22 protein-coding genes are annotated in these 26,023 nt (G+C 73.8%); 11 read left to right on the top strand and 11 right to left on the bottom strand.

Translation table 11 applies throughout. From position 1 onward, the window contains the following. The first annotated feature begins 119 nt into the window (after nucleotides 1–119). The 3 genes from EF918_RS04230 to EF918_RS04220 all read left to right on the top strand — a co-directional run bounded on the left by EF918_RS04230 (nucleotide 120) and on the right by EF918_RS04220 (nucleotide 5,344). Nucleotides 120–938, top strand: coding sequence for an IclR family transcriptional regulator (locus tag EF918_RS04230; protein ID WP_125640853.1), 819 nt, complete (start codon nucleotides 120–122; stop codon nucleotides 936–938). Nucleotides 939–1,067: 129 nt separating this feature from the next. Next, nucleotides 1,068–2,753 carry a sigma-70 family RNA polymerase sigma factor gene (locus tag EF918_RS04225; RefSeq protein ID WP_125640850.1) on the top strand — a complete coding sequence of 562 codons (1,686 nt, stop codon included), beginning with the start codon at nucleotides 1,068–1,070 and terminating at the stop codon, nucleotides 2,751–2,753. Between the two features lie 119 nt (nucleotides 2,754–2,872). Then, nucleotides 2,873–5,344, top strand: coding sequence for a DEAD/DEAH box helicase (locus EF918_RS04220; RefSeq protein ID WP_125640847.1), 2,472 nt, complete (start codon nucleotides 2,873–2,875; stop codon nucleotides 5,342–5,344). Here the strand turns inward: EF918_RS04220 and EF918_RS04215 are convergent. Next, nucleotides 5,313–6,704, bottom strand: coding sequence for a glutamate decarboxylase (locus EF918_RS04215; protein ID WP_125640844.1), 1,392 nt, complete (start codon nucleotides 6,702–6,704; stop codon nucleotides 5,313–5,315). The genes EF918_RS04220 and EF918_RS04215 overlap by 32 nt on opposite strands. Before the next feature lie 259 nt (nucleotides 6,705–6,963). On the opposite strand from EF918_RS04215, the gene EF918_RS04210 reads away from it, so the two are divergent. Both EF918_RS04210 and EF918_RS04205 read left to right on the top strand, forming a co-directional pair. Next, entirely contained in the window at nucleotides 6,964–7,350 is a 387-nt protein-coding gene (locus EF918_RS04210) for a tyrosinase cofactor (protein WP_125640841.1), read from the top strand. Then, nucleotides 7,347–8,192, top strand: a complete 846-nt coding sequence (locus EF918_RS04205) for a tyrosinase family protein (RefSeq protein ID WP_125640838.1) — start codon at nucleotides 7,347–7,349, stop codon at nucleotides 8,190–8,192. Before EF918_RS04210 ends, EF918_RS04205 begins: the two co-directional genes overlap by 4 nt. Here the strand turns inward: EF918_RS04205 and EF918_RS04200 are convergent. Continuing rightward, nucleotides 8,150–8,854, bottom strand: a complete 705-nt coding sequence (locus tag EF918_RS04200; RefSeq protein ID WP_125640834.1) for a response regulator — start codon at nucleotides 8,852–8,854, stop codon at nucleotides 8,150–8,152. The two genes, EF918_RS04205 and EF918_RS04200, sit on opposite strands and share 43 nt — an antisense overlap. Continuing rightward, nucleotides 8,851–10,440 (bottom strand): sensor histidine kinase, encoded by a 1,590-nt coding sequence (locus EF918_RS04195; protein ID WP_125640831.1) that lies wholly within the window; start codon nucleotides 10,438–10,440, stop codon nucleotides 8,851–8,853. The genes EF918_RS04200 and EF918_RS04195 overlap by 4 nt, the downstream gene beginning before the upstream one ends. 106 nt (nucleotides 10,441–10,546) lie before the next feature. Between EF918_RS04195 and EF918_RS04190 the strand changes: the two genes are divergently transcribed. Continuing rightward, nucleotides 10,547–11,908, top strand: a complete 1,362-nt coding sequence (locus tag EF918_RS04190) for a cation:dicarboxylase symporter family transporter (protein WP_260609753.1) — start codon at nucleotides 10,547–10,549, stop codon at nucleotides 11,906–11,908. A 463-nt stretch (nucleotides 11,909–12,371) separates the two neighbouring features. Then, on the top strand, nucleotides 12,372–14,147 hold the full coding sequence (locus EF918_RS04185) for a S8 family serine peptidase (protein WP_125640825.1): 1,776 nt from the start codon (nucleotides 12,372–12,374) through the stop codon (nucleotides 14,145–14,147). A gap of 102 nt (nucleotides 14,148–14,249) precedes the next feature. Here the strand turns inward: EF918_RS04185 and EF918_RS04180 are convergent, their stop codons facing one another. After that, nucleotides 14,250–14,930, bottom strand: a complete 681-nt coding sequence (locus tag EF918_RS04180) for a (2Fe-2S)-binding protein (RefSeq protein ID WP_260609752.1) — start codon at nucleotides 14,928–14,930, stop codon at nucleotides 14,250–14,252. Nucleotides 14,931–15,050: 120 nt separating this feature from the next. Continuing rightward, nucleotides 15,051–16,307, bottom strand: coding sequence for an MFS transporter (locus tag EF918_RS04175; protein ID WP_125640818.1), 1,257 nt, complete (start codon nucleotides 16,305–16,307; stop codon nucleotides 15,051–15,053). Between the two features lie 432 nt (nucleotides 16,308–16,739). Here EF918_RS04175 and EF918_RS04170 point away from each other — a divergent pair, with 432 nt between their 5' ends. Continuing rightward, on the top strand, nucleotides 16,740–17,423 hold the full coding sequence (locus EF918_RS04170; RefSeq protein WP_125640815.1) for a GNAT family N-acetyltransferase: 684 nt from the start codon (nucleotides 16,740–16,742) through the stop codon (nucleotides 17,421–17,423). Between the two features lie 78 nt (nucleotides 17,424–17,501). Here the strand turns inward: EF918_RS04170 and EF918_RS04165 are convergent, their stop codons facing one another. The 3 genes from EF918_RS04165 to EF918_RS04155 are packed head-to-tail and all read right to left on the bottom strand — an operon-like array spanning nucleotide 17,502 to nucleotide 20,818. Then, complete coding sequence (locus tag EF918_RS04165; RefSeq protein WP_125640812.1) at nucleotides 17,502–18,530, bottom strand: TolB-like translocation protein; 1,029 nt, start codon at nucleotides 18,528–18,530, stop codon at nucleotides 17,502–17,504. 30 nt (nucleotides 18,531–18,560) lie between these two features. Further along, a complete protein-coding gene (locus EF918_RS04160; RefSeq protein ID WP_125640809.1) occupies nucleotides 18,561–19,922 on the bottom strand; it encodes an MFS transporter in 1,362 nt (453 codons plus the stop codon). A gap of 2 nt (nucleotides 19,923–19,924) precedes the next feature. Further along, nucleotides 19,925–20,818 carry an alkaline phosphatase family protein gene (locus tag EF918_RS04155; RefSeq protein WP_125640806.1) on the bottom strand — a complete coding sequence of 298 codons (894 nt, stop codon included), beginning with the start codon at nucleotides 20,816–20,818 and terminating at the stop codon, nucleotides 19,925–19,927. A 288-nt stretch (nucleotides 20,819–21,106) separates the two neighbouring features. On the opposite strand from EF918_RS04155, the gene EF918_RS04150 reads away from it, so the two are divergent. After that, nucleotides 21,107–22,339, top strand: coding sequence for an alpha/beta hydrolase-fold protein (locus EF918_RS04150; RefSeq protein ID WP_312847808.1), 1,233 nt, complete (start codon nucleotides 21,107–21,109; stop codon nucleotides 22,337–22,339). On the opposite strand, the gene EF918_RS04145 is transcribed toward EF918_RS04150, so the two are convergent. Beyond that, nucleotides 22,314–23,789, bottom strand: coding sequence for a carboxylesterase/lipase family protein (locus EF918_RS04145; protein ID WP_125640803.1), 1,476 nt, complete (start codon nucleotides 23,787–23,789; stop codon nucleotides 22,314–22,316). The genes EF918_RS04150 and EF918_RS04145 overlap by 26 nt on opposite strands. 75 nt (nucleotides 23,790–23,864) lie before the next feature. Between EF918_RS04145 and EF918_RS04140 the strand changes: the two genes are divergently transcribed. Continuing rightward, nucleotides 23,865–24,188: a hypothetical protein gene (locus EF918_RS04140; protein ID WP_125640800.1), complete on the top strand. Its 324-nt coding sequence runs from the start codon at nucleotides 23,865–23,867 to the stop codon at nucleotides 24,186–24,188. A gap of 170 nt (nucleotides 24,189–24,358) precedes the next feature. After that, on the top strand, nucleotides 24,359–24,634 hold the full coding sequence (locus tag EF918_RS04135; RefSeq protein WP_125640796.1) for a chaplin: 276 nt from the start codon (nucleotides 24,359–24,361) through the stop codon (nucleotides 24,632–24,634). Between the two features lie 91 nt (nucleotides 24,635–24,725). Here EF918_RS04135 and EF918_RS04130 read toward each other — a convergent pair whose 3' ends face one another. Beyond that, on the bottom strand, nucleotides 24,726–25,589 hold the full coding sequence (locus EF918_RS04130; protein WP_125640793.1) for a tyrosinase family protein: 864 nt from the start codon (nucleotides 25,587–25,589) through the stop codon (nucleotides 24,726–24,728). A gap of 12 nt (nucleotides 25,590–25,601) precedes the next feature. Then, entirely contained in the window at nucleotides 25,602–25,964 is a 363-nt protein-coding gene (locus EF918_RS04125) for a tyrosinase family oxidase copper chaperone (RefSeq protein ID WP_125640790.1), read from the bottom strand. Nucleotides 25,965–26,023 lie beyond the last annotated feature (59 nt).

Genomic DNA, 26,023 nt, shown 5'->3' with positions numbered 1-26,023 from the left:
GCCCCGACCGGTCGACACCACCAGGACCCCACCCCTTCCCACCCCAGCCGTTCCACGTAGTGGAACTCTGTATCGTGTACCGGAACATCCGACCCGACCTTACCCACAAGGGAGTTCGCATGGCAGAGCCCCGGAGCGGCCGGACCTCGGCCGCCGGTACGGCGCTGGAGAAGTCGCTGCGGGTCCTGGAGGCCGTGGCGGCGCCCGGCGGCCCGCACCGGCTGACCGAGGTGACGGCGACGGCCGGGGTCCCCCGGTCGAGCACCCACCGCATCCTGGCCGCGCTGGCCGAACAGGACTACGTCCGCCCCGCCGGGGACGGTCGGTACGGGGTGGGCCCGCGGCTGCGGACCTTGGCGGCGCTGGTGGTCGGCGGCGAACCCCCGAGCGTCGAACGGATCCTGGACGAGCTGCGCGAGCACACCGGCCAGACCGTTCACCTGGCGCTGTACGGCGGCCCGAGCCCGAGCCCGGGCCCCGGCAGCCCCGGCAGCCCCGGCGGCATCAGCCCCGGCAGCATCACGTACGTGCACAAGCGCGAGAGCGACCAGCCGTTCCGCACCGCCTCCCGCGTCGGCATGCGGATGCCGCTGCACACCACGGCGATCGGCAAGAGCGTCCTGGCCGCCCTGCCGCCCGAGGAGGCCCACGAGCTGCTCGCGGCCGGTCCGCTGCCCCGCCGCACGCCGAACTCCCTGGCCACCGTGCCGGAGCTGGTGGCGGAGCTGGCCGCCGTACGGGAGCGGGGGTTCGCCGTGGACGACGAGGAGAACGAGCCCACGATCCGCTGCCTGGGCGCCGCCGTGCTGGACCCCGCGGGCCGGCCGGTCGGCGGGGTGAGCGTCACCACGGTCACGTTCCTGGTCCCGCGCGAGCAGCTGGAGACCTATGCGCCGGCCGTCCGCCAGGCCGCGCGGGCCTTGGCCCCCCTGCTCTGAGCGACCCCCGCCGGGCCCGTACGAAAAACTTGTCGAAGAATCGGTCCACGAAAGTGTTATCGGATCCCGGCTCGACGGTCTCCCAGGTATTGGGCATCATCGACCGGCGGCACGGACAGGGATCATCACATGAGTACAGACCACACGGCAGGGCTCGTCGCGGCGGCCCGGGCGGGCGACGCCCGCGCCCAGGACGAGCTCGTGGCGGCGCACCTGCCGCTCGTCTACAACATCGTCGGACGCGCCCTGAACGGCTCGGTCGACGTGGACGACGTGGTGCAGGACACGATGCTGCGGGCGCTGGACGGCCTGGGCTCCCTGCGCGCGGACGAGAGCTTCCGGTCCTGGCTGGTCGCGATCGCGATGAACCGGGTACGGGCGCACTGGCAGTCCCGGCAGCCCTACGCCGACGGCGGTCTGGACGAGGCGAGCGAGCTGGCCGACCCGGGGGCCGACTTCGTCGACCTGACCGTCGTCCGGCTGCAGCTCGCCGGTCAGCGGCGCGAGACCGCCCGTGCCACGCGCTGGCTGGAGCCCGACGACCGGGCCCTGCTGTCACTGTGGTGGCTGGAGTGCGCCGGGGAGCTGACCCGGGCGGAGGTGGCCCGGGCGCTGGAGCTGCCGGTGCAGCACACGGCGGTGCGGGTGCAGCGGATGAAGGCGCAGCTGGAGTCGGCCCGGGTGGTCGAGCGGGCGCTGGAGGCCAACCCGCCCTGCGCGGAGCTGCGGTCGGTGCTGGGCACGTGGGACGGCCGCCCGTCGGCGCTGTGGCGCAAGCGAATAGCCCGGCACGCCCGGGAGTGCCTGCGCTGCTCGGGGCTGTGGAACGGGCTGATGCCGGCCGAGGGCCTGCTCGCCGGGCTGGCGCTGGTGCCGGTCTCGGCGGCGCTGCTGGCGGGCATCCGTTCGGCCACCGCGCTCGCCCCGGCGGGCGCGGCGTACCCGGCGGACGGCTATGTCGCCGACGGCGGTACGGGCTTCGCCGACGCGGCCACGCAGCTCTCCCCGGTCGTGGCGGCGGGCGGACCGGCCCGGCACCGGGCCGGGGACGCGGCCAGGGACGCGGCCGGCGGGCCGGCCGGTGGCCCCGGGGGCAGCCGCGGGGCGCTGCGCAAGCGGCGGCAGACCCGGCGGCGGGCGGTCGGCGGCGCCGTGGTCGCGGTGTGCGTGGCGGGCGGTGGGCTGTTCTACCTGAGCACCCGGCCCGGCGACCACGGGCCGCAGGCCTCGAAGGGCGCCCAGGCCTCCCCGGTGGCGGCCCTGGACGCGTCGGGGTCCGCGATGCCCTCCGCGCCGGCCTCGCCGTCCGCGTCGGCGTCGCCCTCGGCGTCCGCGTCCCCCTCGGCCTCCGCCTCGCCGTCGGCGAGCCCGTCGAAGAGCCCGAGCCCGAGCCGTACCGCGACCTCCAAGGCGCCGGCTCCGGCGCCGGCCCCGCCGGGTCTGGCGGGCGAGGTCATCGCGCTGGTGAACAAGGAGCGGGCGGCGGCCGGTTGCGGGCCGCTGAAGGAGGACCCGCAGCTGCGGTCGGCCGCGCAGAAGCACTCGGACGACATGGCCTCCCGGAACTTCTTCGACCACACCAACCCCGACGGCGCCAGCCCGGGCGACCGCACCACGGCCGCCGGCTACCGCTGGTCGACGTACGGCGAGAACATCGCGCGCGGGCAGCAGTCGGCGGCGTCCGTGATGGACTCGTGGATGAACAGCTCGGGGCACCGGGCCAACATCCTCAACTGCTCCTTCAAGGACATCGGCGTCGGTATCCACCAGGGCGCGGGCGGCCCGTGGTGGACGCAGAACTTCGGCGCCCGCTGAGACCCGGCCGCGACGACACGCCGCACGACATGCCGCACCACCCGCGCGGATGCTTCAAAATGGTCAGAAGATAGCGGCTGGAGCCGAACGGGCTGATCAGAGCGGGTGGAGCGGCGCACATGCGGAAGAAGGAGCTCCGACCCCATCAGCGGGAGGCCGTGGACGCCGCGGTCCGGGCGCTCCAGCTCCCGCCCGGCGGGCGGGTGCCCGAGGCCGGACTGCGGACCCAGGTGATCATGGCCACGGGTTCCGGCAAGTCGCTGGTGGCGGTGCGCTGCGCGGAGGAGCTGAAGGCCGGGCGGGTGCTGGTCCTGGTGCCCTCGCTGGACCTGCTGGTGCAGACGGTGACGGCCTGGCGGGAGGGCGGCCGGGCCGGGCGGACGGTCGCCGTGTGCTCGCTGCGCGGGGAGGAGGTGGGGGTCGCGGCCACCACCGATCCCGCGGAGCTGGTCGGCTGGTGCCGTGCGGTGGAGCGGGTGACGGTGGTCGCCACCTATGCCTCGCTGGGCCTGGGCATCCTCGAACGGGCCCACCGGGCCGGGCTGCCCGGCTGGGACCTGATCGTGGTCGACGAGGCGCACCGCACCTCCGGCCGGATCGGCAAGCCGTGGGCGGTGGTGCACGACAACACCCGGATCCCGGCCGTCCGCCGGCTGTACATGACCGCGACGCCGCGGGTGTGGCAGGACGGCGAGGAGGAGGGGTCCGCCAAGGGGCACGGCGGGCTGGTGGCCTCCATGGAGGACGATCCGGCGGGCCCGTTCGGCGCCCGCTGCTACACCCTGTCGCTGTCGGAGGCGATCGACCGCGGCATCTGCGCGCCGTACCGGGTGGTGTGCGTGGACGTGACGGACCCGGGGTTCCAGGCGGCGCTGCTGCTGGGCGCCGACGGCCGTTCGGACGCGGTGCGCGGGGCCCGGCTGGCCGCCCTCCAGGCGGCGCTGGTGAAGGCCGCAGCGGAGCAGGGGTTCACCCGGACGCTGGTCTTCCACCACCTGACCAAGGAGGCAGAGGCGTTCGCGGCGGGACTTCCGGCGGTGGCGGAGCGGCTGCGGGCCGCGCAGCGTGCACCGCAGCCGGAGTACCCGCGGACGGTGTGGGCGGACTGGCTGTCCGGGCAGCACTCGGCGGCCCACCGGCGCCGGGTGCTGGAGGCGTTCGCGGCGGACCGGATCGCCGACAAGGCGTTCCTGGGCAGTGTCCGGGTCCTGGGCGAGGGCGTGGACACCAAGGAGTGCGACTCCGTGTACTGGGCCGACGTCCGCGGGTCGATGCCCGACCTGGTGCAGGCCGTGGGACGGGCGCTGCGCATCCGGCCGGGCGAGGGGAAGGTCGCCTCGCTGGTGGTGCCGGTGCTGCTGGGACCCGGGGAGAGCCCGGAGACGATGCTGACCTCGCGGGCGTACGGGTCCCTGGCCCGGCTGCTGGAGGCGCTGCGCGCGCACGACACCCGGATCGTGGAGTCGCTGGCCCAGCCGCAGGCCCCCAGTACGACGCCCAAACCGGCGGCCGGGACCTCGCGGGGGGCCGGCGGGGGGATCAGTACGGCGGCGCAGGGGCTGCTGAGCTTCTCCGTGCCGCGGGACCCGGCGCTGCTGGCCTCGTTCATCCGGCTGCGGGTGCTCAACCCGGAGACGGCGCACTGGCGGCGCGGGGTGGAGGCGGCCCGGATCTACGCGGCCGTGGCCGGGGACCTGAAGGTGCCGTTCGGGTTCAAGGTGCCCGCGGGCGGGGAGCCGTGGCCGCCGGGTCTGGCCCGGTTCCCGCTCGGTCAGTGGATCGCCGACGCCCGGCGTGCCCACCGCCGCGGGCGGCTGGGTGCGGAGCGGGTGGCGCAGCTGGACGCGCTGGGGATGGTGTGGAGCCATTTCGACGTGGCGTTCCGGGACGGGCTGGCGGCGGCCCGCGCCTGGGCGGACGCGCACGGGCACCTGCTGCCGCCGGCGGACGCCACCTGGGAGGGGGCCCCGGTGGGGGTGTGGGTGAAGAACCAGCGGGCCGCCGCCCGCCGGCAGGGGCCGGGGGCGTTGCCGCAGGAGCGCCGGGAGGCGCTGGAGGAGATCGACCCGTCGTGGTGTCCGTCCTGGGAGATCTCCTGGCAGCGCGCGTTCCATCTGACCCGGGTGCATCTGGACGCGGGCGGGCGGCTGCCCGCGCCGGGGGAGGTGGTCGTCCAGGGCGAGGACCTGGGCGCCTGGCTCCGGTCCCAGCGGCTGGGCTGGGACCGGCTGGGCTGGGCGCAGCGGTGGCTGCTGGAGCACACCTTGGGCCTGGCGCCGGCGGCCGCGGAGGAACGGCCCCGGCCGCGGCGCAGCCATGCGGACGCGTGGGCGGCGGGGCTGGCGGCGGCCCGGGCGTTCCACGCGCGCGAAGGGCATCTGAGGGTGCCGCGCGGGCACGTGGAGGCGGTCGGCGGTGAGCCGGTGCGACTCGGCTCGTGGATCGCGAACCAGCGGGCCCGCGCCGCCGCCCTGACGCCCGAGCGCCGTGCCGCCCTGGAGGAGCTCGGCATGCGGTGGTCGGTGCCGGCCCCGGCCCGGGGGCCGGGTCGCCGGGGCGTCAGTGGTGGAATCCCGAGCGCGAGGCGCTGACCGGGGACGGCGGAGCCGGGTTGGCCTTGAAGTGCTCCAGGGCCCGGCGCATGTCCTCCACCAGCAGGGCGATCTGGTCCAGGGTGACCCCGTGGCGGACCAGCACCCGCTGGACGACGGTCCCCTCCTGGTCCGGCGGCATGGGGTACGAGGGGACCTGCCAGCCCCGCATCCGCAGCCGGTCGGAGAGGTCGTAGAGGCTGAAGTCGGCGCCGGCGGGGTCGGTGAGGGTCCAGCACACGGCGGGCAGGGCGCCCTGGCCGTCGTAGAGGAGGGTGAAGGGGCCCATCCCCGCGATCTCGCCGGCGAGGTACTGGGCGGTGTCGGCGCAGCTCTGCTGGACGCGCCGGTACCCGCCGCGGCCGAGGCGGAGGAAGAGGTAGTACTGGGCGATCACCTCGCCGCCGGGGCGGGAGAAGTTCAGGGCGAAGGTGGGCATGTCGCCGCCGAGGTAGTCCACGTGGAAGACGAGGTCCTCGGGCAGGTGCTCGGCGGAGCGCCAGACGATCCAGCCGACGCCGAGCGGGGCGAGCCCGTACTTGTGGCCGGAGGTATTGACCGAGACCACGCGCGGGAGCCGGAAGTCCCAGACCACGTCGGGGTGGAGGAAGGGGGCGACGAAGCCGCCGCTGGCGGCGTCGACGTGCAGCGGGACGTCCCAGCCGTGCTCGGCCTGGATCCGGTCGAGGGCGGCGGAGAGTTCGGCGACCGGCTCGTAGACGCAGGTGTAGGTGACGCCGAGGATGGCGACCACGCCGATGGTGTTCTCGTCGACGTAGGCGTCGAGCTGGTGGGGGCGCAAGCCCGTGGCGCCCGGCTCCAGGGGGACCTGGCGCAGCTCGACGTCGAAGTAGCGGGCGAACTTCTCCCAGCAGACCTGCACCGGCCCGCACACCAGGTTGGGGCGGTCGGTGGACTTGCCCTCGGCCCGGCGGCGGGCCCGCCAGCGCCACTTCAGGGCGAGTCCGCCGAGCATCGCGGCCTCGCTGGAGCCGGTGGTGGAGCAGCCGGTGGCGGCGCCGGGCGGCGCGTTCCAGAGGTCGGCGAGGATGCTGACGCAGCGGGCCTCGATCTCGGCCGTCTGCGGGTACTCGTCCTTGTCGATCATGTTCTTGTCGAGGCACTCGTTCATCAGCCGGTGGACCTCGTCGTCCGACCAGGTGGTGCAGAAGGTGGCGAGGTTCTGGGCCGCGTTGCCGTCGAGGAGCAGTTCGTTGTGGAGCAGCGAATAGACGACCTCGGCGGGCGAGTGATCGTCCGGCATCCGGTGCTTGGGGAGGACCTGGCCGCTGAGCGGGGTGGCGAACACGTCGATGTCGAGGTCGCCCGTGCCGGTGTCCTTCGTCTCATGGAGAGCCATATTCCGGACTATAGGTGACATAGAACCAGACAGCGGGACGTACACCTTCCGGTCGTGTCCACAGGGTGAGCACGCCCACCCCCACCCCGACGGGTGAAAAATTTTTGCGTCGAATAGACTGACGACGAAAGATCTTCCCGTCCGGGCCACTGGAGCCGGCCCGGACGGGAAGATCGACAATCTTGTTCTATGCGCAACTTATCCCTACATGTCGGAATATCGACCTGGGTTGCCGCCTGCGCTGATACCCCTTCGGCCCATGAACAAGATCACCCGCCGCCGGGCGTTGGGGACGACCGCCGGTGCGCTCACCGTCCTCGGCCTCGCCGGCACCGCCGCCCACGCGGCCACCGCACCGACCGCGCAGACCGCGATATCCGACGGCGCCCTGGACGAGGTCTACCAGGGCCGCCGGATCCGGATCGTGCCCGCCCAGGGTGGTGGCCACCACGGCGGCCACCACTCCCCCGGCACCGCCACGGTCCTCATCGACGGCCGCGAGCTGCACGTCATGCGCAACGCCGACGGCAGCTTCATCAGCGTCGTCAACCACTACGAGACCTTCCCCGACCTGCCCTCGCTCGCCCGCGCCGCGGTGCGCGAGCTCCAGGGGTCGGCGCTGCTCCCGTTCGGGGGTGCGGCATGACCGTCCGCAAGAACCAGGCGTCGCTGTCCCCCGAGGAGAAGCGGACCTTCGTCCATGCGCTGCTGGAACTCAAGCGCACGGGCGCCTACGACCGCTTCGTCACCACCCACAACGGCTTCATCATGAGCGACACCGACTCCGGCGACCGGGTCGGCCACCGCTCCCCCTCCTTCCTCCCCTGGCACCGCCGCTTCCTCATCGAGTTCGAACAGGCCCTGCAGAAGGTCGACCCGAAGGTCTCCCTGCCCTACTGGGACTGGACCACGGACCGGACGGCCCGCGCCTCCCTGTGGGCCGCCGACTTCCTCGGCGGCACGGGACGGGCCCGCGACGGCCAGGTGACCGAGGGCCCGTTCGCCTACGGCAGCGGCAAATGGAACATCAACGTCCGCGTCGACGGCCGCTCCTACCTGCGCCGCGCCCTCGGCGAGGGCGTCGCCCAGCTGCCCACCAAGGCCGAGGTGGAGACGGTCCTGGCCATGCCCGTGTACGACACGGCCCCGTGGAACAGCGCCTCCGGCGGCTTCCGCAACCACCTGGAGGGCTGGCGCGGCGCCAACCTCCACAACCGGGTGCACGTCTGGGTCGGCGGCCAGATGGCCACCGGGGTCTCCCCCAACGACCCGGTGTTCTGGATGCACCACGCCTACGTCGACAAGCTCTGGGCCGAGTGGCAGGCGCGGCACCCGCAGGCGACGTACCTGCCGGGCGGCGGCACGCCGGACGTGGTCGACCTGCACGACGTGATGCGGCCGTGGAACGACGTCACCCCGGCCGACATGCTCGACCACCGCAAGTACTACACCTTCGACACCGAACCGGCCGCCGCCAGCCAGCGGTAGTGCAGTTCGGGGCGGCCCACCTGGCCGTACCGCGGCGTCCGGTCCGCACGGCCGGTGTCCACCAGGTGCTCCAGGTAGCGGCGGGCGGTGATCCGGGAGATCCCGGCCGCCTCCGCCGCACCGGCCGCCGTCAGGCCCTCGGGCGCCGACCTCAGCAGGGCGGCGACCCGGTCGAGGGTCGGGGCGCTGAGCCCCTTGGGCAGCTCCGCCGGGCGGGGCGCGCGCAGGGCGGCCAACGCCCGGTCCACGTCGTCCTGGCCCGCCGCCTCCCCCGCCGTCGCACGGAACTCCGCGTACCGCAGGAGCCGTTCGCGCAGGGTGGGGAAGGCGAAGGGCTTCAGGACGTACTGGACCACGCCGAGCGAGACGCTCTCGCGGACCACGGCCAGGTCCCGGGCCGAGGTCACCACGATCACGTCCACGGGATGCCCCGAGGCCCGCAGCCCGCGGGCGAAGCGCAGCCCGTTGCCGTCGGGCAGGCCGAGGTCGAGCAGCAGCAGGTCGACCGGGGTGCGGTCCAGCACCCGGGCGGCCTCGCCGAGCGAGTGGACGGCCCCGACGGCGGTGAACCCGGGCACCCGGCCGACGTAGAGGGCGTGCGCGGCGGCCGCCACCGGGTCGTCCTCGACCACGAGGACCCGCACCTCGGGCGCGGCGCTCATCCGGTCACCTCCCGGCGCAGCGGCAGTCGTACGGTGAACTCCGCGCCGCCGCCCGGAACCTCGGCAGCGGCCACGGTGCCGCCGTGCCGGTGGACGGCCTGGCGGACCAGCGCGAGGCCCAGGCCCCGCCCCTCACCCTTGCCCGACCAGCCGCGCCGGAACACGTCCTCGCCGGCCGGCAGGCCGGGCCCGTTGTCGGCGACCCGCAGCAGCAGCTCCCCGCCGTCCGGGCGGGCGGTGACGGCGATCCGGGCGCCCGGTACCCCGGTCAGGGCGTCCACCGCGTTGTCGATGAGGTTGCCCAGCACCGTGACCAGGTCCCGGGCGGGCGGAGTCGGGCACCCCTCGGCCAGGCTGCGGCTGTCCGGGGTGACGACCAGTTCGACGCCCCGCTCGTGGGCCTGGGCCGCCTTGCCCAGCAGCAGCGCCGCCAGCACCGGTTCGCCCACGGCGGCGACCACCTGGTCGGCCAGGGTCTGGGCGAGCTCCAGTTCGGCGGTGGCGAAGGCCACGGCCTCGTCGGCGCGGCCGAGTTCGATGAGCGAGACCACGGTGTGCAGCCGGTTGGCCGCCTCGTGGGCCTGGGAGCGCAGGGCCTGGGTGAAGCCCCGCTCATGGTCCAGCTCGCCGGTCAGCGCCTGGAGTTCGGTGTGGTCGCGCAGGGTGACCACGGTGCCGCGCCGGCCGCCGCCCGCCACGGGGGCGCTGTTGAGCACCAGCACCCGGTCGGCGGTCAGGTGCACCTCGTCCACCCGCGGCCGGTCGGCGAGCAGCGCCCCGGTCAGCGGCGCGGGCAGGCCCAGGTCGGCGACGCCCGTGCCGCGCACGCCCTCGGCGGGCAGGCCCAGCAGTTCGCGGCCGGCGTCGTTGATGAGGGTGACCCGGCGCCGGCCGTCGAGCATGAGCAGGCCCTCGCGCACGGCGTGCAGGGCGGCCTGGTGGTAGTCGTACATGCGGCTGAGCTCGGTGGCGTTCATGCCGTGGGTGTGCCGGCGCAGCCGGGCGTTGACCACGTAGGTGCCGATGCCGCCGAGCGCCAGGGCGCCGACGGCGACCCACACCAGCGCGGTGAGCTGCCCGGCCAGCCGGTCGCTGATCGCGCGCACGGTGATCCCGGCGCTGACCAGGCCGACGATCCGCCCGTCGGCGTCGCGCAGCGGGGTGACCACGCGGATGGACGGCCCCAGGGTGCCGGTGTACGTCTCGCCGAAGGTCTCCCCGCGCAGGGCGCGTGCGGTGGTGCCCATGTAGTGCTCGCCGATCCGGCGGGGATCGGGGTGGGTCCAGCGGCGCCCGTCGGTGTCCATGATCGTGACGAAGTCGACGCCGGAGCCGCGGCGGACCTGTTCCGCGTACGGCTGGAGGGCGACCGAGGGGTCCGCGGTGCGCACGGCCTCGCGGACGGAGGGCGAGTCGGCGACCGCGTGGGCGACGGCGCCGGCCTGGCGCTGGGCGGCCTCCTCCGCCTGCCGGCGGGCGGTCGCGTACGCGAAGACGGCGCACCCGGCGACCACCACCGCGACCAGCACCACCTGCATGGCGAAGAGCTGGCCGGCGAGGCTGCGCGGACGAGGCAAGCGGAACATGTCGGTCAGTGTGCACCGGTGTGTGAACTCAATGAACGCAAGGGTGACCGGGGTCACAGGCCTGCGTCATGGTCTCCCGGAACGACTTCACCACCCGGGAGGCACAGTGGCCGCCAGGCGCGACAGAACCCACTATCTCTACATCGCGGTCATCGCCGCGGTGCTGCTCGGCATCATCACGGGGTTCGCCGCTCCCGGGACCGCCGTGGAGCTGAAGCCGCTGGGGACCGGCTTCGTCAACCTCATCAAGATGATGATCTCGCCCGTGATCTTCTGCACGATCGTGCTGGGGGTGGGCTCGGTCCGCAAGGCCGCCAAGGTGGGCGCCGTCGGCGGGCTGGCCCTCGGCTACTTCATGGTCATGTCCACGGTCGCGCTGGCGATCGGCCTGCTGGTGGGCAACCTGCTGGAGCCCGGCAGCGGGCTGCACCTGACCGAGGCCGCGGCGAAGGCGGGCGCGGCCCAGGCCAAGGCCGGCGGGGCCGAGTCCACCACCGAGTTCCTGCTGGGGGTCGTCCCGAAGACCCTGGTGTCGGCCTTCACCGAGGGCCAGGTGCTCCAGACGCTGCTGGTGGCGCTGCTGTGCGGGTTCGCGCTCCAGGCGATGGGGGCGGCCGGGGAGCCGGTGCTCCGCGGGATCGGGCACGTGCAGAAGCTGGTGTTCCGCGTGCTGGCGATGATCATGTGGGCCGCACCGGTGGGTGCGTTCGGCGCGATCGCGGCGCTGGTCGGGGCGACCGGCGTGGACGCGCTGAAGTCCCTGGCCGTGATCATGATCGGCTTCTACACCACCTGTCTGCTGTTCGTCTTCCTCGTGCTCGGCACCCTGCTGCGGGTGTGCACCGGGGTGAGCATCTTCGCCCTGCTGCGCTACCTGGGCCGGGAGTTCCTGCTGATCCTGTCCACCTCGTCGTCCGAATCGGCGCTGCCGCGGCTGATCGCGAAGATGGAGCACCTGGGCGTCTCCAAGCCGGTCACCGGCATCACGGTGCCGACCGGGTACTCGTTCAACCTCGACGGGACCGCGATCTACCTCACGATGGCCTCGCTGTTCGTCGCCGAGGCCATGGACAAGCCACTGTCCCTGGGGGAGCAGGCCTCGCTGCTGGTGTTCATGATCATCGCGTCCAAGGGTGCGGCGGGCGTCACCGGCGCGGGCCTGGCCACGCTGGCCGGCGGACTCCAGTCCCACCGCCCCGAACTGGTCGACGGAGTGGGCCTGATCGTGGGCATCGACCGGTTCATGAGCGAGGCGCGCGCGCTGACCAACTTCGCGGGCAACGCGGTGGCGACCGTCCTGGTGGGCACCTGGACCAAGGAGTTCGACAAGGCGCGGGCCGCCGAGGTGCTCGCCGGGCGGCTGCCGTTCGACGAGACCACGCTGGTGGACGACGGCCACGGCGAGGCCCCCGCGGCGCCGGTGCCGGCCCAGCCGGCGGACGGCAAGGACACCGTCCCGGCGGCCTGACCCCGTATCACCCGAGACGCTCCGCCGCCCGGCCGGCCCACCCACCCGGCCCCGGCGGAGCCCGCCGCACCGCCCGCTCGCGAGGGGCGGAGCGGCGGGAACCGGCGGGCCGGGGCACGCCCCCATGGTGCCCTGCCCGCCCGGCCCGGGCCCGGCGGCCGACCCTCCCGGCTGCCGGGCCTCTTCGGTCGCGCCTCTTCGGTCGTGTCTCTTCGGTCGCGTCTCTGGCCGTTGTGCCCCGCCCGGCTCCGCAGCCGCTCCGAGGAGCGGACAGCGAGGGTCGATTTTCGGCCACATCACCGATAACCGAGGTGCGCCGAAAGGTACTTCCCTCCCCCGGTCCGTGTCTGACATCTTGCGTCCACCACTCGTTTCGTACGCCCCGGTAGGTGTCACCAGCACCACCGGGGCCTCGGAGGACGCATTGATACCCCACATATCGGGCCGACCCCGACGTGTCCTGGTGACGGCCGCCGCCCTCGGCGCCGCGCTGACGTTCGCCTCTCCGTCGGCGTTCGCCACCGCCGGACCGACGAACCACTCCGCGAAGGCCCCCCGGGCCGCCGCACTCGCCACCACCGCCGACGCCGCTGCTGCCGCTTCCCAGAGTGCGACCTGGGCCGCCGGCACCCGCGCCTACCTGGTGATCACCGCCCCCGGTGACACCTCCGCCGTGCGGGCGGCCGTGGCCGCCAACGGCGGTTCGGTCTTCTCGTACTTCGACGCCATCGGCGTCATCGTGGCCCATTCCACCTCCAGCTCCTTCGCCGCCACCCTGCGCGGCGTCAGCGGGGTGCAGAAGGTGGGCGCCACCCGTACCTCGGACGTTCCGGCCGACGCCTACAACCCGGCGCTGCCGAACAACCCGGCCCAGGCGGCCCCGCCGACCACCGAGCCGGTCCGCTCCGACATGAGCCAGATCAAGGCCGACCAGGCCTGGGCCGTCAACCCCGGTTCGGCGTCGGTCAAGGTCGGCATCCTCGACACCGGCGTCGACGACCAGCACCAGGACCTCGCACCGAACTTCAACGCGGCCGACTCCGTCTCCTGCGCCTACGGCAAGCCCGACACCCGCCCCGGCGCCTGGCGCGACGTCGACGAGCACGGCACGCACGTGGCCGGCACCGTCGCCGCCGCCAAGAACGGCAAGGGCGCGGTCGGCGTGGCCCCGGGCGTGAAGATCTCCTCGGTCCGCATCGCCGAGCCGGGCACCACGCTGTTCTTCCCCGAGAACACCATCTGCGGTCTCGTCTGGGCCGGTGACCACGGCTTCAAGGTGACCAACAACAGCTACTACACGGACCCGTGGCAGTTCGTCTGCCCGAACGACCTGGACCAGGCCGCCATCCTCGAAGGCGTCGGCCGCGCCCAGCAGTACGCCGACGGCAAGGGCTCGCTCCAGGTCGCCGCGGCCGGCAACGAGAACTACAACCTGGCCGCCAAGACCACCGACTCGGCGAGCCCGAACGACTCGACGCCGGTCACCCGCACCGTCACCAACGACTGCAAGGACATCCCGGCCGAGCTGCCGGGCGTCGTGACGGTGGCGGCCAACGGGACCAACGGCACCTCGAAGGCCTCGTTCTCCAACTTCGGCCGCGACATCATCGAGGTCTCCGCCCCCGGCGAGTCGGTCTACAGCACCGTCCCCGGCGGCAAGTACGCCTCGCTGAGCGGTACGTCGATGGCCTCGCCGCACGTCGCGGGCGTGGCGGCGCTGCTCGCCAGCGCCAACCCCGGGTACACCCCGGCGGACATCCGCGCCAAGCTGGCGCAGCAGGCCACCGACCTGGCCTGCCCGGCGGACAGCCGCTGCACCGGTACGACCGCCAACAACAGCTTCTTCGGCGAGGGCCGGGTCGACGCGCTGAAGGCGGTCGGGACCACCCCGCCGCCCGGGAAGTTCTTCGAGAACCTGACGGACGTCACCGTCAACGACAACGCCACCGCCGAGAGCGCGATCACCGTCAGCGGGGTCACCGGCAACGCGCCGGCCGCGCTCAAGGTCGGCGTGGACATCAAGCACACCTACATCGGTGACCTGAAGGTCGACCTGGTGGCGCCGGACGGCACCGTCTACACCCTGCACAACCGCAGCGGCGGCAGCACCGACAACATCGTCCAGACCTACTCGGTGGACGCCTCGTCCGAGGTGGCCAACGGGACCTGGAAGCTGCGCGTGAACGACAACGCCAGCGCGGACACCGGCAAGATCGACTCCTGGAACCTCACCTTCTGAGGATCCGGTCCGTCGTCGCGGGCCCTTCGGTGAGCGGCACGACCGCTCACCGAAGGGCCCGTTCTCTTGGACATCCGGTCACCCGGTCGTCCGGTCGTCCGGTCACCGCGTCCGCAGGACGCAGTCCCCGCACAGGCCGCCCCCGGTCGGCACCCGGTAGTACAGGCAGCAGCTTCGGCGCACGAAGGCCACGCCCAGGCCCTCCTCGTGCACGAACGTGCCCGTGCCCGCCAGGGGACCGTCGTCGGCCAGCAGCCCGGCGACCACCGGCACCGGCGGGTACGGCGGACCGGGCAGCCGGCCCATCAGCACCCGCAGCGCCCCGACGAGGGCGGAGGCGGCGTTCCCGCGCAGGATCCGCGGCGAGAGCCCGAACCGGTCCCGCACCGCCCGGTCCAGCACGGCCAGGTTCCCGTCGAGCACCGTCCGCGCGAGCTCCCCGCCCGGCAGGGCGACCGGCTCCGGCAGCCACAGCTGGAGCGACCCGGCGGGCGGCAGCCGCCACCGGACCCGGTCGGGCGCGAGGTCCGGGACCTGCCCGGACAGCACCGCGCAGCCGAGCCCCAGGGACCACATCCGGGAGGCGATCCCGAGCTGCGCGGTCGAGGCGGCCACCCGCGGGTCCGCGCTGCCCAGCCGCCGCCCGACCTCGGCGACGTATCCGCCGAGCCCCTCCCCGTACAGCTCGCCGAGCGGCCGGAACCCGTCCCCCGGCGGCCGGTCCCCCACCGGCACGTCGAAGAACGGCCCCACCCGCGCCAGCTCCCGCAGCACCTCCCGCACGTCAGGCTCCTTATCCGTGCGGGCCCGCGGAGCGGGCCGTCTCGCGTGCGACATCCATGGGTGGATCATCTCAGGCGCCGTTCCGGGGGCTCCCGTGCTCCAAGGCCCTGCCCGCCGGGGTCAGGGGGCGCTCTGCGTCAGAGGCGTCGAGGACGGTTCGGGGGCAGGTGATGCCTGGCTGGTGCGTTCGGCCCAGCGGACGGCCGGGCCCATCGCCCAGGAGGCCGCCAGCAGCAGGCCGCCCAGCAGGAGCCAACCGGGGATGCCCCACAGCAGCAGCAGGGAGGTCAGCAGGAGGGGCCCGAGGGTGCGGGCGACCGGGACGCCGGTGCCGAAGAAGCCCTGGTACTGGCCGATCTTCTCGGCCGGGGCGAGCGAGAAGCTGATCTGCCAGGACCCCGCCGACTGCCGCATCTCGCCGATCAGCTGGAGCACGGCGCCGACGACCAGGGCCGCCCCGGCGGCCCAGGCCGCCGTGGGGAGCGCCGACAGGGCGAAGACCACGCAGGAGGCGGCCATCACCAGTCCGGAGCTCCAGACGGCCGCCCGGGCCGTCCGCAGGTCGGTCACGGGGCGGGCGGTACGGACCTGGAAGAGCATCACCCCGACCGTGTTGAGCACGAACAGCGCTGAGACCAGCCAGCCGGGCGCCTGCGTGCGCTCCACGATCCACAGCGGGATCGCCAGGCTGAGCAGCGGCATCCGCAGCAGCAGGACCGCGTTCAGCACGGTGACCAGCGCGTACGGCCGGTCCCGCAGCACGGCCAGGCGCGGCTCGCCGGCCGCCGGCCGCTCCACCGGGGCCACCACGGGCAGCCGCAGCAGCACCGCGGCGCACACCAGGAAGCTCACCGCGTCCAGGGCGAACACGGCGCGGTAGGCGCCTGCGGTGTCGGCGCTGAGGGCGAGCCCGCCGAGGGTGGCGCCCAGGGCCAGCCCCGCGTTCAGCAGGGACTGCAGGTGCGCCAGCACCCCGGTGCGTTCCCGGGGCTCCACCAGCCCCGCCAGCAGCGCCTGCCGGGCGGCGGCGAGCCCGCACTGGGCGGTGGCGTACAGGCAGGCGGCGAGCAGGAACGGCCAGAAGGACCGGATGACGAGGAACGAGGCCACGGCCGCGGCCGTGGACAGGGCGAGCAGCACCGAGGTGCCGCGCGGCCCGCGGCGGTCGGCGAACGCGCCCAGGGGCACCCCGGCGACCGAGCCGACGGCCCAGGCGACGGTCAGGCCGAGGCCGATCTGGGCGGGCGAGAGGCCGACCACCCGGGTGAAATAGAGGGCCGAACACACGTAGTACGCACCGTCACCGACGGAGTTGCTCAGCTGCGCGGCAGCCAGTCGGCGCGGTGCTCCGGGCGGGGGCAGGATGCGTGACGTCATCGCACCATGAGAACAGTCACGGTGGCCCGTCCGGCAGGTCCAATCGGCGCCGGTCCGGTTGGGCCAATTCCCCCGTGCCCCCGCCCCTCGTCGACGATGCCTGATCGTAGTACATCATCGCAGGTCAGGAGGGGTGGAACGGGGTCCTGGGAAGGGCCCCGGACGGCGGTGCGGAGCGGTCCGCGAGGTGCGCGGAGCGCCGGGTCCGTGAACCATGAGCTCTCCCGGCTCGTACTCCTGGTCGAGGCCGCCGGAAAACAGTGTCGCGCCATACCTGTCAAGGGGGTTCATCGGATCCCGGTAACGAGCTACATTGAGCCACTCATCGCGTTCACCTGACCGCCCGTTGCCTTTCATTCGTGTTTTGCCCACGCAGCGACGTCCGGGGCGCAGACTGTGCCACCACCCATCTTCCGAAGGACCGAAGGCTCCGTGCCCGTACCCGTACTCCTCGCCGGCCGCTTCGTGCGGCTCGAGCCCCTCGCCCCCCACCACACCGAGGCCCTGGCCGTGGCCGGGGCCGAGGATCGTACGACTTACGCCTTCACCCCCGTACCCCACGGTGTGGAGGCGGCCCTCGAGTACATCGACCGCGCCCTCGCCGATCAGGCGGCGGGCCGCTCGCTGCCGTTCGCCATCGTCAGACGGCGGGACGGGCGGGTGGTCGGTTCCACCCGGTTCCTGGAACTGGACTATTGGCAGGGCCCGCTGGTCTGGCCTTCCGTGCCCGGCGTCCCGTACGGCGATCCGCTGACCGCGATCCCCGACGCCGCCGAGATCGGCAACACCTGGCTCTCGCCGGCGGCCCAGGGCACCGGGATCAACACCGAGGCGAAGCTGCTCATGCTGCGCCACGCCTTCGAGACCTGGGGCGTGCGGCGCATCTCACTGCGCGCGGACGCCCGGAACACCCGCTCGCGGGTGGCCATGGAGAAGCTGGGCTTCACCAGTGAAGGGGTCCGCCGGGCCCATTCGCGGGGCCTGGACGGTGTGGTCCGCAGCACGGCCTTCTACTCGATCCTCGACGAGGAGTGGCCGACCGTGCGCTCGATCATCGAGCTGCGGCTGTCGGCGCGGAGCCCGCGCCGACGGCGCAAGACGCTGGTTCCGGCGTAACGGTCCTGCGGGGCGGTGGCACGGCCGCCGCCCCGCTGGTCCCGGCCCGTTCCGCCCCGGCCCTCGGTCCGGTCCTCCTCAGCCGAGGAGGGCCGGGGCGAGGGCCGAATCCATGAGGCGGGCCGGGCTCCCGCTGCCGTCGGCCGGTACGGAGTACAGGTCGGCGCCGAAGTCGCCGGGCAGCGCGTAGGCGACGGTCCGGTCGTCCAGCCACACCGCCTGGTCGTCGACGCTGCGCTCCTCGGCGAGCGGGGTCTCGGTGCCTGTGGCCAGGTCCAGGGCGTGCAGCTGCCAGGGAGCTTCGGCGGGGCGGCCTTCCACCCGCTTCTTGAAGACGATCCGGGTGCCGTCGGGCGACAGCGAGGGACACTCGACGTTCTCCCGCAGCGTGGTCACCGTGCGCGCGTCCAGGTCGCCGCGGACCAGGTACGTCTTCCCGCCGGTGGCCAGGGTGGCGTAGAAGCCCTTCTCGTCGGGGGTGAAGGTGACCCCCCAGAAGTTCACGTCGGCCGCCTTGTGGTCATGGCCGTCCTTGCGGATCGTGAAGTCCTCCAGCGAGGCCTCCAGCCGGCCGGTGCGCAGGTCGAGCACCGAGGTCCGGGTGGAGAAGTCCGTGCCGGCGTAGCTGTCGCCGCCGACGAAGACGGTCCAGGCGGTCAGGTGCCCGCCGGGCGAGACCCGGGCGCGGGTCGGGATGCCCGCCAGGGGGTGGGCGGAGACCTCCCGCAGGGACGCGTCGAGGACCACGGCCCGGTAGCTGTCCTGGACGCCGCCCTTGACCGCCTGGAGGCAGATGCCGGTGCCCGCGGCCGCGTACAGGCGCAGGCAGCTCACGCCCGAGGCGGTCCGGGGCGCGTCCGGGTGGTCGGCGGGGACGGTGGCCAGCTCGTCGCGGTGGGGGCCCCAGGCCATGTTGCGGAAGACGAGCCGGCGCCCGCCGGCGTCGGGGGCGAGCGAGACCCGGCCGGGGGTGACCCGGGGCCCGCCGGCCTGCTCCTGGTTCTTCTCGTCGGCCCGGGCCCCGGCCCGCAGGACGGCGGCCGCGGCCACGCCGCCGAGGACGACGACGGCCACGAGCAGGATCAGGAGACGGCGTTGGAGGGTCATGGAGGCCTTTCCGGGCGGGGACGGTGGGAGTCAGGCGTCGGCGGGGCGCAAGGCCGTGGCCGCGGCGGCGGCCACGGCCAGCAGCACCCCGGCGACGGCGAGGGCGGGGCGGGGGCCCCAGGCGGTCCAGGCGGCGCCGAAGGCGAGGGAGCAGCAGAACCGGGCCAGGGCCTGGCCGGTCTGGACGAGGGCCAGGCCGCTGCCGCGGTGCTCGTCGGGCACGGTGGCGGAGGCCGCGGCCATGAGCACGCCGTCGGTGGCCGCGTAGAAGGCCCCGTGCAGCAGCAGGACCGCGTACGGCAGGGCGGGGTGGCCGCCGCCGGCCAGCAGGAGGCCGTAGCACAGGAGCAGGGCCAGGTGGCCGCCGAGGAAGACCCGCCAGCGGCCGATCCGGTCGGCGAGGCGGCCCAGCGGCAGGGCGAGCAGGAAGAACGCGGCGGCGGTGCCGAGCGGCAGCAGCGGGAACCAGCGGTCGGCGAGGCCGGTGGACCGCTGGAGCAGCAGGAAGACGAAGGCGTCGCTGACGGTGCACAGCCCCAGCAGCAGCGCGCAGAGGCTGATCCGCCGCAGGTCGGGCAGCCGCAGCAGCCCGAGCGAGCCCCGGAGCGACGGCCGGCCGGGCCCGCCCCCGCCCCCGGCCGGTCCGGAGGCCGACGCGCCCGCGGCCGGGTCCGCGGCGGGCCCGGAGGACCGCCCGTCGCCCGCGGCCCCGGACGCAGCCTTCGGCCCGCCGGGCGGGCGGCCCGGTACGAACAGCACCAGGACGAGGACGCCCAGGGCCGCCACGCAGGAGCTGACGGTGAAGACGGCGTCGTAGCCGTCGGCGGCGCCGCGCAGGACCAGGTAGGCGGCCAGCGGGCCGATGAGGGCGCCGGCCGTGTCCATGGCGCGGTGGACGCCGAAGGCCCGGCCGCGCTCCTCCGGGGCGCTGGCCAGCGAGATCAGCGCGTCGCGCGGGGCCGTGCGCAGGCCCTTGCCGGTCCGGTCCAGGGCCAGGACGGCCCCGACGGCCGGCAGCGAGTGCGCCAGGAGCAGCAGCGGCTTGCACAGGGCGGAGAGGCCGTAGCCGAGCCCGGCGAAGACCTTGTGCCGCCCGGTCCGGTCGCCGAGGTGCCCGCCGAGCAGCCGGACGAGCGCGCCGACCCCCTGGTAGAGGCCGTCGAGCAGGCCGAAGCCGAGCGGGGAGAGGCCGAGTCCGGCCACGAGGTAGAGGGGGAGCACGGCCGTGACCATCTCCGAGGAGATGTCGGTGATCAGGCTGACCGTGCCGAGGGCCAGCACCGTGGGGGCGAGGGCGGCGCGCCGCCCCGGGCGCGGGGCACCCGGGGCGGCGGCCGCTTCGGCGGTCACGGCGGGCGTCGCGGGGGTCCCGCGGCTGTCCGCAACGTACATGGTCAGCTCGCCCAGATCCCCGTGATGTCCTTCGCGGTGGCGGCGTTGCCGGCGTGGCTGGTCAGGCCCGCCAGGCCTTCCAGGGTCCGCAGCATGTCGTAGTGGTTGTAGGTGGTGGTCGTGGAGCTGCCGGGGATCACCGGCTGGCCGTACAGGACGGTCGGGATCCGGTTGCCGGCGAGCCGGTTGTCCTCGTCGAAGGTGACCACGAGCAGGCTGTTGTGGGTCCTGGCCCAGTCCGCGTAGCCCTTGAGCTTGTTCTTGATCCAGGTGTCACCGGTGCCGACGGAGCAGTCGTGCATGTCGTTGCACAGGTCGGGGACGACGAAGGACACCTTGGGCAGGGTGGTGTAGTCCGTCGGGAACTGCGTCATGGTCCTGGCCGTGCCGGTGGGCACGTTGGAGAAGGCGAACCACGGGTTGTGCTTGCGTGCGTACCTGCCGCTGCTGCACGTGGTGGAGCCCTGGCTGGGCAGGCCCTCGTTGTAGCTGGCCCAGGTCTTGCCGGCGGCTATCAGCTCGGAGGCCAGGTTGGGCGCGGAGCTGAAGCCGGGGGTGTAACAGCTGTCCCCGGTGACGCCCTGGTGGGAGCCGGAGAAGAGCTGGAGGTAGTTCGGCTGGCTGGGGTGGGTGATGCCGTAGGACTGGGTCAGGACGGCTCCGCCGGCCTTCAGCGAGTTGATGTACGGGGCGCTGGAACTGCCGATGACCTGGTTGTAGGCGTGGTTCTCCATGACCACGACGACGATGTGGTCGGGCGCGGGCAGACCGGCCGCGTGCGCCGGCTGGGCCGCTCCGAGACCGCTCCAGAGGGCGGCGGCGGCGACGGTGAGCCCGAAGGCCGAGGCGAGTGCGGTGGTACGGCGGCGGGACCGCGGCAGGGACAGGCCGAACACGGGGGTTACCTCCGGTACATGGGGGTCGGGGTGGCGGCGCGGAGGCACCTTACTGACCGACGTGTGCAGGGGCCAGACATCGTGGGGGAACTCCGTGCGAACAGGCGCTGCACAGCAGGGACCGGATGCCCGCCGGACCCGTGACCGGCGGCGGAACGGGCAAGGAGCAGCCCCAGGAAGTCCCAAGAGAAGGAAAAATTAGGAACTCGGGAGGTGTTTCGTTCATCCTTCGAACGGAAGAGACCACCCGCGCCCCCCGGGGCAGCAGCAGCCGGAGACCACACGCTCATGTCGTACACACCCGCCGGGCAGCACCCGCCGTACCGGCCCCAGGGCCCCCACGACGGGCCCCAGCCGCCCACCGGGCAGTACCAGCAGGCGTACCAGGAGGGCTACCGGCAGGGCTACGAGGACGGGTGGGCGCAGTCGCAGCAGGAGGGCGACGGCTACGAGGAGGAGCGCCGCCCGCGCAAGGGGCGCCGCTGGATCATCGCGGGTGTCACCGTGCTCGTCCTGGGCGGCATCGCCGCCGGGACCATGGCCTACTTCGAGATCCCGCCGTTCACGGACAAGGGCTCGTCGGTCTCCTTCGGCGGCGGTGCGGGCGACGGCGGTGGTCAGGGGGGCGGCGCCGCGCAGTCGGCGAACTCCAAGGTGCTGATGCCGACGGGTCCGGCGGCCGACTTCAAGAACTCCATGACGCTGGGCGACGGCACCCATGTCGCGGTGGCCACGGTGAGCGGCAAGAAGTCCGGGTTCACGGGCAAGGTGTGGGTGTGGGCGCCCAAGGAGTACGGCGACCCCAAGTTCGCCAAGAGCGGCTTCCCGGTGCTCATAGCCCTGCCCGGTGGCGCCGGCTATCCGAGCAACTACTGGATGGGCACCGACCTGGGTCTCCAGACCAGCATCAGCAAGTGGTACCACGAGGGCAAGAGCAAGCCCTTCATCCTCGTCATGCCGGTGCTCAACCCGCAGCCGGACGACAAGGGCATCTACTGGGACGGCTCCGACATCCCCGGCCAGCCCAAGATGGGCACCTGGCTCACCGAGGACGTCCCGGACTTCGCCAAGGCCAACTTCCGCACCATCAAGTCACGTGAGGGCTGGGCCTTCATGGGCTCCTCCACCGGCGGTTTCGCGGGCATGAAGGCGGTGCTCAAGCACCCGGACAAGTTCATCGCCGCGATCGCCTCCGGCCCGGACATCGTGCCGGACTCGCCCTTGTGGAAGGGCTACGACAAGGAGAAGGCGGAGAACAACCCCGAGGTGCTGGCCAAGCAGCTCATCGAGAAGAAGAGCCCGGACGTCTACCTCGCGTTCCAGGTCGGCACCAACGAGAGCAACAAGAACACCCTGCCGAACGTGCAGAAGTTCATCGCCACCTACGGCAAGGGCCCCGTCCACACCAGCCTGCGCGTGATCGAGGGCGGCCAGCACAACGCCAAGACCTACGTCCCGAACATGGGCGAGGGTCCGATCCAGTTCATCAGCAAGGTCATGGAAGGACCCGTGTCGGACTGACCGGTTCCCCTTCCGGACCCGCCTGCGGGTGCCCGACGCGCGCCGGCCCGCCGAACTCCTTCGGCCGGCCGGCGCCGTCGTACGGGGCCCAGCCGGGGTCGCCGCAGGTCGCGTACGCCACCCAGGCCGCGTGCATCTCGTCCGCCAGGGCCTGGGGCGCGTCGGGGCCGGCCAGCCAGGAGCTCTCCGGGACGGCCAGGGTGTCGAAGACGAAACCGATTTCCAGGGCGTGGCAGGCGCCGAGTCCCGGCACCCCGGAGCGCCAGCCGAACTCGTACAGGTGCACCGGTGCCGGGCGGTCGGCCGCGGCCAGCGCCCGCAGCGGGTCCCGCAGCAGCCGGTCGGTGAAGAGCTGCCCGGCGAGCTCCGCGGGCCCGGCTCCGGGCAGCGCGGCGCGCAGCGCCCGTACGGCCGCCCGGTCCTTGCCGGTACGCCGCCGGGCCAGGGACACGGCCACCGGCCCGAGCCGGTCGAGCCGGCGCATCGCCCCGGTCGGGGCGAGCCAGAGCCGGTACTCCTCGGTGGTCCAGCCCATCAGCAGCGGCACCTCGGCCGAGGCCCGCCCGTGCACGAGGGCGTCCAGCGGATCCTCCGGGAGCGTGTCCGGGTCGGTGACCAGGCCGAACGCGGGGCCGCCGAGCAGCGGGCCGGACCGGCGCAGCACCGTGTCCTGGGCGGCGAGCAGGGTCCTCCGGTCGACGTCGGCGAAGGCGCGGGCGGTCGCCGGGACCTTGAGCAGGGAGGCCATCCGGCGGACCACCGTGCGGACCCGGTCGCGCGGCAGTGCCTCGGGGGCGCCGCTCTGCAGCACGGCCCGGGTGAACAGTCCGGTGGCGCGCGGGGCGGCCAGCAGGGCGCCGATGCTGATCGCTCCGGCGGACTCGCCGAAGACGGTGACCCGGGCGGGGTCGCCCCCGAAGGCCCGTATGTGGTCACGCACCCATTCCAGCGCGGCGATCTGGTCCCGCAGGCCCCGGTTGGCCGGGGCGTCGGGGAAGAGCCCGTAGCCGAGGACGCCGAGCCGGTAGTTGACCGAGACCAGGACCACCCCGTCGCGGGCGAAGGCCGCGCCGTCGTAGACCGGGCAGGCGGAGGAGCCGCGGGTCAGCGCCCCGCCGTGCAGCCAGACCAGGACCGGCAGCCCGGCGCCGGGGGCCGGGTCGGGGGTCCAGACGTTGAGGTTGAGGCAGTCGTCGCCGGGGACCTCGGGATCGGACAGCAGGGTGGCGAACGGTCCGGCGTAAGGCACCTTGGGCGAGGTCGGGCCGAAGGCGCCCGCGTCCCGTACGCCGTCCCAGGGCGCGAGCGGCGCGGGCGCCGCGAACGCGGCCGGGCCCACCGGGGGCGCGGCGTAGGGGATGCCGCGGAAGACGGCGATCCCCCGTTCGGTGCGGCCCTCGACCACCCCGTGCGCGGTCCTGACCTGCGGTCGTGCGTCCTTGGCGTTCACCGGCACCACCGTGGCACAGCCTCCTACGGGTGACAAGCCGTGACCCGGGCGGGGCGGGGCCGGGTTGTTCCCGTCATGCGTATCAACGACACCCTCCGGGCCGCCGCGGCTCCCGCCCTGCTGCTGGCGGCGGCCGTCGCCGGGCCGGCGCAGGCGGCCGGGGCGGACTTCCAGTACCTGGGCCAGGACGACCGGCCGCACGCGATCACGGACCCGCGGGGCTGCGTCGCCGCCGCGGGCAAGGGCGGGGGCCTGACCGGGGCAGTGGTCAACCACACCGGGAAGACGGCCACGCTGTACCGGGAGCCGGGCTGCAAGGGGCCCGCCCTGCTGGTCGTCGGACCGCGGGCCAGTGCGCCGGTGGGACCGTACTTCGCGTCGGTCCGCTTCACGCCCTGACCGCGGCCGGGCCGTCCCCCGACAGGGGGCGCGGCGGTGGTCCGTCCGCCGGGACGGCGGAATTCCCGCACCGGAAGGATCAGTGGCCGTGACCCCGGCCCGCTCCCCGCGTTGTATGCCATGTCAAATGCCGCACCAGTGCGGCTTCCCCGTCTCATGAGGAGATCTTGATGTCGCGTATCGCGAAGGCAGTCGCCGTCACCGCAGCGGCCGGCAGCGCCCTGGCCGCCGGCGCCGGGCTGGCCGTCGCCGACGCCGGAGCGCACGGTGCGGCGGTCGGCTCCCCCGGTGTCGCCTCGGGCAACCTGCTGCAGGTTCCCGTTCACGTCCCGGTCAACGTCTGCGGCAACACCGTGAACGTCATCGCCCTCCTGAACCCGGCGTTCGGCAACACCTGCATCAACCAGTCCGGCGGTGAGCACCACACCGAGGGCTACGGCGGCTGACGCCGAGGCACCTAGGACACCGGAAGGGGCCCCCGCCGTACGGCGGGGGCCCTTCCCCGTCCCCGGGGCCCGTCCCGCGGGCCCCGGGGGGTCAGACCTCGTAGCGGTAGAGGCCCTGGTGGCCGAGCATCTCGCGCGGGGTGACGTCCCACGGCGGCATCGGCTCGTCCAGGGAGATCACCCGGCCGCGCTGGAGGTCGCCGAGCGGAAGGGGCCGGTCGGGCAGGTAGCCGGCCTCGGGGTGGCGCTGCTGCCAGCGGTCCCAGAGCAGGTCCACGAAGGCGTGGTGGAGCCAGAACGCGGGGTCGTTGGGGGCCGCGCCGCCGGTCATGTGGCCGCCGATCCACTGGTGCACCTTGTTGTGGTTGCGCCACTTCTCGCTGCGCGGGGCGGACCAGCCCTCCAGCCGGTTGCGGAAGCCGTCGGGTGCGGTGGAGTCCCAGGGGTCGGCGTCGTAGAGCCGGGCGTCGAGCGCCCATTGCAGCTCGGCAGGGGTGGGCAGCGTGATCGGGTTCTGCGGGCGGCCGAGGTTCCGCGTGAGGTAACTGGCCTCGCTGGTGCGGACGTTGACGGTCCAGTTGCCGCGGTCGTAGGCGAACGGGCCGGTCATGACGCGGCGGTCGCCCTCGCGGCCGGTGCCGCCGAGGAAGTCCTCGGCCCAGAGGGAGGACACCGGGCTGTTGTCGGCGGTCCAGTCCCAGTACGGGATGGACACGCCGGGGTCGAGGGCGCGCAGGCGGTTCTCGAACTCCAGCAGGTAGCGCCGGTGCCAGGGGAAGAACGACGGCGACATGTGCCCTACGCGGAGCTTGCTGTCCCGGTCGGGCACGAAGTAGCGGTCGTGCACGCGGACGAACTCGTCGTAGGTGCCGTCGCGTTTGAGTTCCAGCACGGCGGCGACGAAGCGCCTCTTCTGGGTGCTGGTGAGGTCCTTCTGGTTCTGCCGGGTGTGCACGGGCTCCTCCGCTCAGCCGTGGTGGGGCGCGGCGGCCAGGGCCAGCTGGGCGGTGCCCAGCTCGTCGACGGCGGCGCGGGCGAGGTCCAGGGGCGTGGCGAAGGACTCGAAGTGGTTGATCCCGCTGAGGTAGCTGCCGTCGGCCCGGCGCATGACGTGCAGCGGCCGGCCGTCGATCCACACCTGGGAGCGGCGCACGGCGATGTGCCGGCCGCGGTACGTCTCCTCGGCGAGCGGCGCGGGGGCGGTGACCGGCCGGGGCCGGCGGGCGCGCAGCACCGGGGCCAGGGCGGCGGCCGTACCGGCGAGGACGGCCGCGGTGAAGGCCGTGCGCAGCACCGTGCGGCGGGTGGGCGGGACGAGGACTGCGTCCATGCGGACTCCCTGGCTCGGCGGAACGGTGGGCTACGGGGACTAACGCCGCGCCGCCGACG

The organism is Streptomyces sp. WAC06614, assembly GCF_003949795.1.
Taxonomy (GTDB): domain Bacteria; phylum Actinomycetota; class Actinomycetes; order Streptomycetales; family Streptomycetaceae; genus Streptomyces.
This window is presented reverse-complemented; position numbering and strand designations above follow the sequence as displayed.